10 protein-coding genes and 2 tRNA genes are annotated in these 12,142 nt (G+C 70.1%); 7 read left to right on the top strand and 5 right to left on the bottom strand.

Going from position 1 to position 12,142, the window contains the following annotated elements:
• Positions 1 to 3: 3 nt before the first annotated feature.
• The gene (locus WME79_RS44440) at positions 4 to 1,167 is read right to left on the bottom strand and encodes a penicillin-insensitive murein endopeptidase (RefSeq protein WP_437528128.1); all 1,164 of its coding nucleotides are present in this window, start codon (positions 1,165 to 1,167) and stop codon (positions 4 to 6) included.
• Positions 1,168 to 1,490: 323 nt separating this feature from the next.
• Between WME79_RS44440 and WME79_RS44435 the strand changes: the two genes are divergently transcribed.
• Positions 1,491 to 1,564: transfer RNA gene (locus WME79_RS44435), tRNA-Arg, on the top strand.
• Positions 1,565 to 1,643: 79 nt separating this feature from the next.
• Positions 1,644 to 1,719 (top strand) — tRNA-Lys (locus WME79_RS44430).
• 915 nt (positions 1,720 to 2,634) lie between these two features.
• Here WME79_RS44430 and WME79_RS44425 read toward each other — a convergent pair.
• The gene (locus WME79_RS44425; RefSeq protein ID WP_437528125.1) at positions 2,635 to 3,441 is read right to left on the bottom strand and encodes an SDR family oxidoreductase; all 807 of its coding nucleotides are present in this window, start codon (positions 3,439 to 3,441) and stop codon (positions 2,635 to 2,637) included.
• A 452-nt stretch (positions 3,442 to 3,893) separates the two neighbouring features.
• Between WME79_RS44425 and WME79_RS44420 the strand changes: the two genes are divergently transcribed.
• Positions 3,894 to 4,328: a hypothetical protein gene (locus WME79_RS44420; protein ID WP_437528123.1), complete on the top strand. Its 435-nt coding sequence runs from the start codon at positions 3,894 to 3,896 to the stop codon at positions 4,326 to 4,328.
• 160 nt (positions 4,329 to 4,488) lie between these two features.
• Positions 4,489 to 5,406: a cation diffusion facilitator family transporter gene (locus tag WME79_RS44415; protein WP_437528121.1), complete on the top strand. Its 918-nt coding sequence runs from the start codon at positions 4,489 to 4,491 to the stop codon at positions 5,404 to 5,406.
• A gap of 46 nt (positions 5,407 to 5,452) precedes the next feature.
• Here WME79_RS44415 and WME79_RS44410 read toward each other — a convergent pair whose 3' ends face one another.
• Positions 5,453 to 6,178, bottom strand: coding sequence for a hypothetical protein (locus WME79_RS44410; protein ID WP_437528118.1), 726 nt, complete (start codon positions 6,176 to 6,178; stop codon positions 5,453 to 5,455).
• Positions 6,179 to 6,536: 358 nt separating this feature from the next.
• Here WME79_RS44410 and WME79_RS44405 point away from each other — a divergent pair, with 358 nt between their 5' ends.
• The gene (locus WME79_RS44405; RefSeq protein ID WP_437528116.1) at positions 6,537 to 6,743 is read left to right on the top strand and encodes a hypothetical protein; all 207 of its coding nucleotides are present in this window, start codon (positions 6,537 to 6,539) and stop codon (positions 6,741 to 6,743) included.
• Between the two features lie 67 nt (positions 6,744 to 6,810).
• Positions 6,811 to 8,226, top strand: coding sequence for a sugar porter family MFS transporter (locus WME79_RS44400; RefSeq protein ID WP_437528113.1), 1,416 nt, complete (start codon positions 6,811 to 6,813; stop codon positions 8,224 to 8,226).
• A gap of 198 nt (positions 8,227 to 8,424) precedes the next feature.
• Here WME79_RS44400 and WME79_RS44395 read toward each other — a convergent pair whose 3' ends face one another.
• The gene (locus tag WME79_RS44395) at positions 8,425 to 9,264 is read right to left on the bottom strand and encodes an SDR family NAD(P)-dependent oxidoreductase (protein WP_437528110.1); all 840 of its coding nucleotides are present in this window, start codon (positions 9,262 to 9,264) and stop codon (positions 8,425 to 8,427) included.
• A gap of 192 nt (positions 9,265 to 9,456) precedes the next feature.
• On the opposite strand from WME79_RS44395, the gene WME79_RS44390 reads away from it, so the two are divergent.
• Positions 9,457 to 9,603 (top strand): hypothetical protein, encoded by a 147-nt coding sequence (locus WME79_RS44390; RefSeq protein ID WP_437528107.1) that lies wholly within the window; start codon positions 9,457 to 9,459, stop codon positions 9,601 to 9,603.
• Here the strand turns inward: WME79_RS44390 and WME79_RS44385 are convergent.
• Positions 9,600 to 12,140 carry a PAS domain S-box protein gene (locus WME79_RS44385; RefSeq protein ID WP_437528104.1) on the bottom strand — a complete coding sequence of 847 codons (2,541 nt, stop codon included), beginning with the start codon at positions 12,138 to 12,140 and terminating at the stop codon, positions 9,600 to 9,602. The two genes, WME79_RS44390 and WME79_RS44385, sit on opposite strands and share 4 nt — an antisense overlap.
• Positions 12,141 to 12,142 lie beyond the last annotated feature (2 nt).

The raw sequence follows: 12,142 nt of genomic DNA, 5'->3' as shown, positions 1-12,142 counted from the left end.
ACGTCAGCGGGGCGCGGCGGTCGGGCGAGTGCCTGAGGCCGCGCCGGGCGGCGCGCTCGCGGCTGCCGGTGCGGCTGTCGGGCGCGCTCCGTCGACCACCGCCGGCGCCGCCGTGGAAGGCACGCCGTAGATGTCCGCATCCGTCGCCGCGGGCGCCGCGGAGTCGAGAGCCTTCTTCGCTTCATCGGCGGCGCACGCGGGGCGGGCCAGCGACTCCTCGATGCAGGCGCCGCGCATCGACGGGGGGCACATCACGCGGATGTGGAAGTGGTCGTTGTGCAGGTCGGCGTCCCTGGGGCTCATCATCGCGGCCGCGGCGCGGGCCCGGAGCTCTGCCGGGACGCGCTTCTTCGCGGCGTGCGCGAGCAGCCGCGCCCGCAGCGCGTCGGTCACGAAGAGGTATTTGACGCCCGCCTGCCGGTCCTCGAGCAGCGCCTGGACGAGCGCCCAGTTGCGCGCGTCGTCGAACCGCGCGCCGGGGAGGCCGATGGCGTTGCCGTCATCGTCGAACGCCACGAACCGGTCCAGGCGGAGGGTCTTGCCCTTCGAGTTGACGACGTAGAACCCGACGTCGGCGTCGCGCCCCGTCTGGTGGGAGTTGTGCCCGTCGAGCGCGCCCCCCGTCCTGGCCGAGAGATCGCCGACGAGCAGCGCGGAGTCGCCGTGCTTCTTGGCCACCTGGAAGGCGGCGCGCCGCAGGGTCTTCACGAGCACGGGCAGCCCCCATGTCCTGGCGCCCTCGCGCGCCTTGAGGTGCCTCGACGATCGGAGCCGCACGGCGCCGTTCAGCCGTCCGCGGTTGGGAGCGCCCTTCGACAGCGGCTTCCGCTCGTCAGCGTCGGCGTCGGTGCCGCCGCGCTCCGCGCGGGACGCGTCGTCCCGCCTCGCCGCGCGCTTCTTGTCGGCGCGCTCCTGGGCCTTCTCCTTGGATCGGCTGCTGCGCGCCGCCCGCGCGTCACCTTCGCCGTCGGCCGAGCTCCGCCGCGCGGCGCGGCGCTTGTTCTGCGGGCTCTTGACCGGCTGCTGTTCGGTCGCGGCCGCGGCCGGCTGCGCGCTCGTGGTGGGAGCGCCCTGGGCCGGCGCAGCGAGCGAGAGGGCGAGCAGGAGCGCGGCGATGGGGCCTCGGGACGCAAGGCAGCGCCGGGAGAGCGGGCGGAGCAGCGGCATGGCGGAGCGGACCCTACCTTGCGGCGCCGCGGACAGAGAACTTCTTTCGCAGCCGCCGCGGGCCAGGCGCGCCGCGCCGGGTCAAACGCCGCTGTGTCGGACCAGGCGCGCCCACGGAGGGCGGTCCGCTGGCCGCGGCCGGTGCCGGTGGGCGGTGCGCTGCCGACGGAAGGCGCCTCGGGGTGCACCCGTCGAGCGCACCCGTCCTGGCTCGGCGGAAGGGGCGGCCTAAAAATTGCGCATCATGTTGCTACAACGTCTTGACATATCGCCGCCGGTGCGGTTAGAAGCGTTCCGCGAGCCCCGCCGAGGGGCGCGCAGGAGCGCCCGTAGCTCAGCTGGATAGAGCGTCGGACTTCGAATCCGAAAGTCGCCTGTTCGAATCAGGCCGGGCGTGCCGGGCTCAACGGGCGACTCAAGCGTTCCGGCGAGATCCCGGGAGCCGTTCCAGGTTCAGTCGGTTTGACAATTCACTCGGGCCATTAGCTCAATTGGTAGAGCAGTGGACTCTTAATCCATTGGCTGAAGGTTCAAGTCCTTCATGGCCCACCAATGAAACATTGAGGATTTCGTGATCCTCATCAAGACCGAGTTGCTTCGCTGGACGATTCGTGGACGAATCGCCGAGCGGACGGACCAGCTCAGTCGGTAATCCAGGAAACGCCTCGCCGAAGCCGTCGCGTACCTGCTCGGCCTCGCGGAGATAGCCGTCCGTCGTCGTGAACGACGTGTGGCCGGCCCGGCTCTTGAGCTTGAGCGGGTCGTCCCCGCGCACGGCCATCCAGGGGATGCCCGTCGCGCGCAGGTCGCAGAGCGTGATCGGCTTCCGCGTCCTGTCGTTCGCGAGCAGGTCGTGCCGCGTAACGCCGGCACGCTCGAGGTGCTCGCGGAGGCGCCGGGAGAGGTTCGTCACCTCCGGCATGTCCTCGACGACGCGCCCCTTCCCGCCAGCTTCGGCGTACATCACCCAGAGGAGCGGGAGCAGCTTTGGCTCGATCGAGAACCGGCGCGCCTGGCCCGTCTTCGTCGACTTCTCCCGGAAGCGGTCGAGGTACGCCTCGGAAGTCTGGCTCTTCGTGGGAAACCCGGGCCGAATGGCTCGGCGGCCCTCTGACGAAGAACATAACAAGAACACGACTGATTCAAACGCAGCTTCTCATGCTCGCGAAGATGCTTCTCGGCACTGGAAACAGTGCCTCTTGTGAACGATTGTACTGCCCCGTTGAATTGACCGATGGAGCGTGAGATACGAGGCGTCTCACGATGACCATTGTCCCAGCAGCCAGGCCGGCTTGTACCAGCAGTCGGGCCGCCGTTGCCGCGGCGCTGCCCTGCGCATGCGCAGGGTCAGCCCCGCTCAGTTCGCAAACAGGGGCACGGCGAGTGGCTATCGGGTGGCGACCGTGGCGAGCCTACGAGGCGCGTGCGGGGATATCGAGCCGGCGTGCTGCGTGTGCGCCGCGCGCCTCAGCTCCTCTTGACGGCGAAGCCGGCGAACGCCTGCATCACGGGCATCAGCTCCAGCCGGTTCACGTTGACGTGCTCCGGGAGCATCGCGCACCAGACGACGGACTCGGCGATGTCCTCGGCCGAGAGCGGCTTCACGCCGCGGTACACGGCGGCGGCCTTCTCCTCGTCTCCCTTGAAGCGCACCACCGAGAACTCCGTCTCCGCCATGCCGGGCTCGATGTCGGTGACGCGGACCCGACTGCCGAGGATGTCGGAGCGCAGGTTCAGCGAGAACTGGGCGACGAACGCCTTGCACGCGCCGTATACGTTGCTCCCGGGGTATGGCGTCTCCGCGGCGACCGAGCCGATGTTGATGATGTGCCCGCGGTCGCGCGCCACCATGCCGGGCAGCAGCGCCCGGGTGCAGTAAAGTAAGCCTTTGACGTTGGTGTCGATCATCTCCTCCCAGTCGTCCAGATCTGCCTGGTGCGCCGGCGACAGCCCGAGCGCGCCGCCTGCGTTGTTGACCAGCACGGTCACCTCGGAGAACTCGGGAGGGAGCTCGGCGATGGCCTTGTTGACCGTGTCGCGGTCGCGGACGTCCAGCCGGATCAGGTGGATCGCCGGCGCGCGCGCGCCAGCCGGGCCGGCGATGCGGCTGTCCGAGAGCTCCGCCGCGAGCGCCTCCAGGCGCTCGTAGCGGCGGGCGGCGAGGACCAGGCGCGCGCCGAGGCCGGCAAAGCGTCGGGCGATGGCGGCGCCGAAGCCGGAGGAGGCACCGGTGATGAAGACGATGGGAGGCTGAGCAGTCGTGGTGGCACTCATTGCGATGTCCTGGGCGGAGCTATATCAGCTGTGCACGCGCCGAGCGACCTGCGGCGCCCTCAGGCCGCGCGTCCGGGCCGCCGGACATGGGGAGCGCTCCCCACGCCGGTGAGCCGGCGTTCACGAGCTCCGCCGCGACGCGGGCGGCCGGGCCTCCAGCCGCCGCGTGAGGTTGGGCAGCCAGGCGCGCAGCAGCGACGGTCCCGCGTCGCCCTGCGCCCGTGAGGGCCCCCCAGCGCGTCCTGGAACAGCGCGGTCGCGCGGTCGTGGATGTCCTCGTTTCTCCGCCACCCGCCGATGCACATCCCACCACGGCACGATGCTTGCTCAAATTGCCACGATGCGGCCGAGAGGCTGTGGCACCGGCCAGCCCGGACGCGACGCCCGAGGGGGACAGCGGGTCCGCCGTGAAGCAGAGAGGCGATCGAGGTGGCGATATGAAGCACGCTGACATGGGACGACGAACCGGCGGCCGGCTAGGGCTCACGCTCGGTCTTCTCGCGAGCCTGGCGCTCGCGGGCTGTGGCGGCCCGAGCGAGCAGACCATTCAGGGCACGCGGCTCGCGCCCGGCGCCGATGCGCACATCACGGCCGACATCGACGCTGACGCCGCGACCACACGGCTGCTGGTGAACGTCGTTCACCTCTCGCCGCCCGAGCGGCTCGAGGCCGGCAGCACGCACTTCGTCGTCTGGCAGCGCCCGAGCTCCGAGTCCCCGTGGCGACGGGTCGGAGTGCTCGACTACAATGCTGACAGCCGAAGAGGCAAGCTGGCCGGGATGACCGTGCCGCACGCCAATTTCGAACTGCTCATCACCGTCGAGAAGCAGAGCAGCCCTCGATCCCCATCGTCTGCTGCCGTCATCGGGCCGACATCGGTGGGCTAGCCAGCAGCCCCGGCGTCCTGCCTCGACGGCCTTCCCCATCAAGCCTGCGCGCTCCTCCAGCGACGGTCGCGTCGGTGAGACCGCCGTGCCGGCAGGGCTCTACCTTCACGACAGGAGGGCGCCTGGCGCGGCTACACATCGCTGGAAGGATCGGCGGTGCATGAGGGAAGAGTCGAGGATCGCCATCTATGGCGCCATCGGGGCCAACGTGGTGATCGCAGCGGTCAAGTTCATCGCCGCCGCCGTGACCGGCAGCTCGGCGATGCTCTCCGAGGGGGTGCACTCTCTCGTCGACACCGCAGACGGGCTCCTCCTCCTGCTCGGCAAGCGCCGGAGCGCCCGCCCGGCCGACGCCGATCATCCGTTCGGCCACGGCAAGGAGCTTTACTTCTGGACGCTGATCGTCGCCCTCATGATCTTCGCCGCGGGCGGCGGCGTCTCGATCTATGAAGGGATCTTGCACCTCGTGCGCCCGCGCCCGATCGAGGAGCCGACGTGGAACTACGTTGTCCTCGGCGCAGCGGCGATCTTCGAGGGGACGTCGCTCGCCATCTCGGTCCACGAGTTCAAGAAGAAAGCCGGACAGGGCTACCTCGCGGCGATGCGGTCCAGCAAGGACCCGACGACGTTCACCATCGTCCTGGAGGACTCCGCGGCGCTCGCCGGGCTCGCCATCGCCTTCCTCGGCGTCTGGCTCGGGCACCGCCTGGGAAACCCCTACTTCGACGGTGCGGCGTCGATCGGTATCGGCCTCGTGCTCGCGGCGGTCGCGATCTTCCTCGCACAGCAAAGCCATGGGCTCCTCGTGGGGGAGAGCGCGGACAGGGATCTCCTTGTCGCGATCCGCGCGCTCGCCAAGGCGGATCCTGGCGTGTCGGAGGTGGGGCGACCGATGACGATGCACTTCGGTCCGCATGACGTCCTGGTCGTGCTGCGCATCGAGTTCGACCCCGCGCTCACGGCCTCTGGGGTGGCGGAGGCGATCGAGCGCATCGAGGCGCGGATACGGAGCCAGCGGCCCGATGTGAAGCACATCTATCTCGAGGCCAGGTCGATCCGGAAGCGCGCGGGGCCCTGACACGCCCGTGGAGAGGCCGCTCGCAGCCCCTTCTACGAGGCCGGGCTCAGCGTCGAAGCGCCGCGGCCGCGCGCCCCGAGACGGCCGATCCGCTCGTGACGATCGCCGACCCCAGCGCGAGCAGGGCGACGAGCGTGAGCAGCATGGGATGGATGCCGACCAGCGCGAGGATGCCGAGCACGACCGTTCCGGCGCCGACGAGCGACTGCAAGCCGGCGGCGGCCATCGCCGCCTGACGAGCGACGTGGGCGAGGTGCTGGTGCGCGCCGCGCACGTCGAGCGCGCCGAGGTCCGCGGTCGTACCGCCGCTGAGCAGCAGCGCGCCGCCAAAGACGATCACCGCGACCGACGTCAGCGCCCCGGGGGCGAGCCCGAGGAGCGCGAGGATGCCGAGCACGATGCCCGCCGCGCCGCCGACGAGCTCCGCGCCCATGCCGCCGCCGAGCTCGGCGCGCGTGTCCCACTCGACGGGCGCCGTGGTGCGTGCCAGGGCGCCGAAGCGCGAGGCGATCGCGCCGCCGTGCGCGATCAGCGCGGCGCCGAAGACGATCGTGGCGATCGAGGTGAGCTCTCCCGGCATGAACCCCGTCAGCCCGAGGATGGCGAGGACGATCGTCCCCGCGCCGCACACCACCTCGGCGAGCGAGCCGCCGAGCACGATCCGCGGCGCCTCCCGCTCCTCCTCTGGCCTGCGCCGCGCGCCCGATATCGGCGCGATCGGGCTCTCCTGCTGTGTAAACCGTTCACGTTCCTCGGGTCCTAGCGTCGGCATGATTCCCCCGTCCTGCGGTGTGCCCTCGCCGCGGCTACGCGCCTCTGGCTTGCATGTTCTGCGCCCCGCTGCAGGTCATCGAGGCGATTCGGGTCCACGGGCTCATCGGCCTGCTGCCGCGTGTCGAACGGGCCGAAGCGCTGCTCGATCGCCGCGGCCGATGACAGCGAGGCGTCGCGTCACCATGTTCCCCCTCGGTCCTCGGGCAGCGCAAACCTCGTGCACTGTCGAAAGGAGCAGCGGCGAACGTCAGTCGAGCGAGCAGAAGAGAGGCGCCGGCCGGCGGCCCGAACAGCCGCGCGGGAGCGCCCGTGAACGAGCGCTCGTCTGAGGTACATGCCCAGCGTCAGGAGGAGATATGAGCATGCTTCATCTCGAGCTCAGCGACCGCGAAGCGGATGACACAAGGACGGCCCTTTCGACCCGGCTCGTGGGGATGCGAGACGAGCTGGTCCACACCGACGATCGAGCCTACCGGGCCGACCTGAAGGCGACGATCGAGCGGCTCGAGGTGGTGCTCGGCCGCCTCGAAGCGATCGTGGCGGCGCCGACAGCGGCGCCGTAGCTGGTCATGCCCGCGCTCGTCGGCGCACCGAGGCGGCCGGCGGCACGGTTCGTGGTTCCCCGGGGGCATGGCAGAGCCCGCAGCGCAGCAGGGGGATGGACGCGGCGAGGAGCCCCTCTCGACGGTACGGATCGCCCTGATCGCGTCCGTCGCCGCGCTGGGTGGCTTCCTGTTCGGGTTCGACACCGCCGTGATCAACGGCGCTGTCGGCGCGCTGGAGCGGGTATTCACAGCGCACCCGGGAACCGTGGGCCTGTCCGTGTCCTCGGCGCTGCTCGGCGCGGCTGCCGGCGCGGTGCTCGCGGGCAGGCTGGCCGACCGTTACGGCCGGACGCGGACGATGATCGCGACCTCCCTGCTGTTCGTCGTCAGCGCGGCGGGCTCGGGGGCGGCGATCTCGCCCTGGGACTTCAGCGCGTGGAGGGTGCTCGGCGGCATGGCCATCGGCGCGGCCAGCGTCGTCGCCCCCGCCTACATCGCGGAGATCGCGCCGGCCCACCTGCGCGGCCGCCTCGGATCGCTCCAGCAGCTCGCGATCGTGCTCGGCATCTTCGTCGCCCTGCTCAGCGATTATGCCATCGCGACGTCCGCGGGCTCGGCGACGAGCCCGTTCTGGCTCGGGGCACAGGCCTGGCGATGGATGTTCTGGAGCGCCATCCCACCGGCGCTCCTCTACGGGCTCGGCGCGCTGCTGATCCCCGAGTCCCCGCGCCACCTCGTGGCGAGGGGGCATGTGGACGAGGCGCTCGTCGTGCTCCGTGGCCTCCTCGGCGCGTCCGCCCAGGCGAAGCTCGTCGAGATCCAGAGGACGCTCTCGTCCGAGCGCCGGCCCAGGCTCGCGGATCTGCGCGGGCGCGCCGGGCTGCTCCGCATTGTCTGGATCGGCATTGGCCTCTCGGCGTTTCAGCAGCTCGTGGGCATCAATGTCATCTTCTATTACTCGAGCGTCCTCTGGCAGGCGGTCGGGTTCTCCGAGAGAAGCTCGCTTGCCATCACGGTCATCACCGGCGTCACGAACATCGTGACCACCCTCGTCGCCATCGCGACCGTCGATCGCGTCGGGCGCAGGCCGCTGCTCATCGCGGGCTCCATCGGCATGACGCTGACGCTCGGCGCCATGGCGGCCGTGTTCGGCGCCGCGGGCGAGGACGCCGCGGGCAACCCCGTCCTGACGGGCGCCGCCGGCCCCGCCGCGCTGCTCGCAGCCAACCTGTATGTCTTCTGCTTCGGGGCGTCCTGGGGCCCGGTGACCTGGGTGCTGCTCGGCGAGATGTTCGAGAACCGCATCCGCGCTCTCGCCCTCTCGATCGCGGCCGCCGCGCAGTGGCTGGCGAACTTCCTCGTGAGCGCGACCTTCCCCGCGCTCAAGGCGGCCGGCCTGGGCATCGCCTACGGGCTCTACACCGCCGCCGCGGCGGCCTCGCTGGTGTTCGTCGTCGCCTTCATCCCCGAGACGAAGGGCAAGGAGCTCGAGGAGATGTGATGTGCCCCCACCTGGCGAGAGGCGATTAGAGCGACGGTCACCCGCTTCGGAGACGGGCCCACCTCGACGTTTTCGGTGCTCAGCGCACCGGAGTGCGCTTGCGCGCCGAAAACGCCGATCTGGGCCCGTCTCCTGTGCGGGTGACCGCCGCTCTGCTCTGCATGGTGCAGAGGTGAGCGGAAACCGCTGTAGAGGACATCAGCGGGCGGCGAACTCCCGCTCGTGGATGGATCGCACCTTCTCCAGCACCCTCGGGCCATGCTCTCGGAACGGGAGATCCATCGCGCGGTCCTTCTTCAAATAGACGCCTGAGAGTTGCCGGTTCGCGCCGAACGCCGCCTCGTAGAGCCGAGACGCCCCGTGGCTCGGGGGCGGGAACAGGAACCTCATCAGCGGCTCCACGTAGAACGGCAGCCCCGATCGCTTTCCCTTCCTCAACGTGTTGTTGGGCCCAGGATCCACGCTCCGGATCTTGATCCCATCCCCCTCGAGCAGCGGCGCCACCTCACGCGTCCAGAGGGACAGCGCGAGCTTGGAGGTCGCGTACGGGCCGAAGAGCTGCTTGAACGACGCCGGGCGCTCGAGGGCGTCGGGGTCGAAGCGCCTCGTCATCTCGAACGCATTGGAGGACGTGTTGACGACCGTCTTCAAGTCCCCCTTCTGCAGCAGCCCTCTGAGCTCCATCGCGATGACGTACGGCACCACCGTCTGGAGCTCGAAGTGCAGCTCACGGCCTTGCCTGGAGAACGTCAGCTCCGGGACGCTGCCGCCAGCGTTGTTGAACAGCACGTCGATCTTCTCTTCGCTCGTCTCGATCGCGCCGAGCACCCGCCTGAGGCCCTCGAAATCGGACAGATCTGCCGTGTGGACACGGAGCCTCCGGCGCTCGAGGCTCTCCCGTATCAGGGGATCGTCCTCGGGGAACCCCGAGCGGTTCAGCGCGATGACCTGAAAGCCCTCCGACAGCAGACGACGCGTGAGCTCGAGCCCAATACCGTGGTTTGCGCCCGTGATGAGCGCGACCTTGTCGTGTTCCATGGTGTTCCTCGTGGATCCTGTGAGGGCCGCCTCCCCCGCATCCTCCGGCGGACAACGGCCATGGGCGCGCCGATCGCTCGATCGCCCGAGATCGCTCCAATCGGCGGGGAGCCGCGATGGGGAAAGAATGTGCGCCTTAGTGGCATTTGTCAAGAAGGGGCACCTGGATCCTGCGCGTGGTAGCCTGCGGGCATGGCGGAGGGCCAGGCACCGGGGCTCCGGGAGCGCAAGAAGGAGCGGACGCGCGCGCAGCTCATCGAGGTGGCGTGCGAGGCGGTCCGCGCGCGCTCTCCGAGCGAGCCGCCGCTCGTCGCGATCCTCTCCGCGCTTCGCCGCTAGGACAGCGGCAGCGTGAACCGGAAGGTCGTCTTCCCGGGCGCGCTCTCCGCCCAGATCCGCCCCCCGTGGGCCTCGACGAGCCCCCGCACGATGTAGAGCCCGAGGCCCAGCCCGGCGGCGCCTCCTGCCTTCGCCTCGCGCGTCCGGTAATAGCGGGTGAAGAGCCTCGGCACCTCGTCCGGCGCGATGCCCTTCCCCTCGTTCTCGACCGCCACGCACACCTCGCCGCTCCGCCGTTCCACGGCGATCCTGATCGGCGTCTCGGGCGCGCCGTACTTGGCCGCGTTGGACAGCAGGTTGGTGAGCACCTGCTCCAGGCGCCCGGGATCGGCCAGGAGCGGCGGGACCCCGTCCAGCACCTCGACGTCGACCCGATGTCCTCTCGTCGCGTCGGCCGTCCGCTCCACCGTGGCCCGGATGAGCGCCGGGAGATCGACCTCGGCGTGCCTGAGATCCAGCCGGTGCGACTCGAGGCGGGAGACGTCGAGCAGATCGTCGATCATCCGGTTGAGCTGCCTCGCGCTGGCCAGGATGTGCTTTGCCTGGTCGCTGGACTGCGATTGCTTCGAGAGCATGGCGGCCTTGAGGACGATCGTGGTGATCGGCTGGCGCAGGTCATGAGCGATGACGCTGGTCCACTCCTCGCGCATCCGCGCGAGCTCCTTCAACGGGCTGATGTCCTCGGCGGCGACGATGGCGCCGGTGATCATCCCCGCGCTGTCGCGGAGCGGCGCGGCGGCGACGAGGAAGGTCCGGCATGAGCCGTCCGCCTTGGCGACGAGGAGCTCCTCGCCGGTGAGTGTGTCGCCGCGCATCGCCCGGCTCGACGGCAGCTCGTCCAGCAGGAGGGGGGTGCCGTCCGGGCGCCTCACGCGACCGACGCACTGCGCCCGGTCCTCCGCGCCCCCGGTGAGATCTCGCCCGTGCGGGTTGGCGATCAGGCGCTCTGCGCCGCTTCGATCGACGAGCAGGAGCGGGACGGGCGTGCTGTCGAAGACGGTCCGCAGCGTCCTCCGCTCGGCGTCCAGCTGCGCGAGCAGGCGCTCCCGCTCCTCCTCTGCCTGCTTGCGCGCCGTCACGTCCTCCACCTGGGCGATGTAGTGGATGGGCTCGCCCGTCTCATCACGCACCACGGACGTATGCAGGACGACGTGGATGGTCGTGCCGTTCTTGTGGATGTACCGCTTGGCGAGCTGATAGCGCGGGATCTCACTGCGGCGCAGCCGCTCGACCAGGCCCACGTCGGTGTCCACGTCGTCGGGGTGGGTGATGTCCTGGAAGCGGAGCTTCGAGAGCTCTTCCGCCGAGTAGCCCACGATCTCGCAGTAGACGTGGTTGACGCGGATGAATCCCCCGCCGAGCCCGACGATGGCCATGCCGATGGGCGCGTTCTCGAAGGTGAGCCGGAAGCCCTCCTCGCTCTCGCGGAGCGCCTGCTCCATCTGCCTGCGCTCGGTGATGTCGCGCCCCTCGGGGATGAGCATCACGACCCTGCCACGGTCGTCGGTAACGGGCTTGATGGAGAAATCGATGAAGCGCCGCCCGCTCGCTCCGATCACGTACATCTCATCTCGCACGAGCCGGCCCGCCGCGGCCTCGGCGACGGCGGCGCGGACGCGCTCCCTGTGCTCGGGGCTCCACCCCGTCAGCTCCCAGAACGGCTGGCCGATCGTCTCTGCCTCCGTGGCCCTGCAGAACTCGAGAGCGGTGCGGTTGTTCTCCAGGACGATGCCCTCCGGCGAGAGCAGGCCGATGAACTGGAGGGCCCCGTCGAAGATCGCCCGAAAGCGCTGCTCTCTCTCTCGGAGCGCCCTCTCCAGGTGACTTGCGCGCCGGAGCTCCTGGGCCATGCGGTCTGAGGTCCGTGCCCTGCCCTCGCGCGCGAGGGCGCTGTCCAGGCCGATCGCGAAGAGCGCGGCGAGCGCGTCGAGATCGACGCCGGCGCGGGGGTAGGGGCGGGGCAGGCAAAAGGAGAGGACGCCAAGGCAGCGATCGCGGACGCAGAGGGGCATCGAGACCGCGCTCTGCGTGTCGGTCCGCGCGCAGAGCTCTCGCGTCATGGACGGACCCGGATCGAGCGAGCGCACATCGCTCATCACCTGAACCCGACCCGAGCTCGCCGCCCACTCATCGAGCAGCGGCGCGCCCCGCGCCACCCGCGCGAGGCAGAGACAGATGTCGGCGGGCACGTGGCGGTGGGAATGGAGCTCGAGCTCGCCGGTGTCCTCGGAGGTCAGGAGCAGGTAGGCAGCGCGAGCGCCGAGCTCCATCGCCTGGTCGAGCAGGAGCCCAGCGAGCTCGTCGAGATCGGCCACGCGCGCGATGCGGGGCGCCGCGCGCGCCATGAGCTCGCCCGGCGCCGGGTAATGCTCGCGGCGAGCGCATGGGCTGAGAGAGGCCGCGCAGGCGACCTCCTCGTCGCGGCTGATCGACGCCTCGATCTCTTCTGCCGAAAACGTGGCCCCCACCGGAATCGACCGATTGTTGCACGAGAGCCGCGCCGCCTGAAGGGTCGACGCGGTCATGTCCCTCGGCATGA

Source organism: Sorangium sp. So ce726, assembly GCF_051521405.1.
Classification (GTDB): Bacteria; Myxococcota_A; Polyangia; order Polyangiales; family Polyangiaceae; genus Sorangium.
The sequence above is the reverse complement of the archived record's forward strand: the minus strand, read 5'-3'. Positions and strand labels throughout refer to the sequence as shown.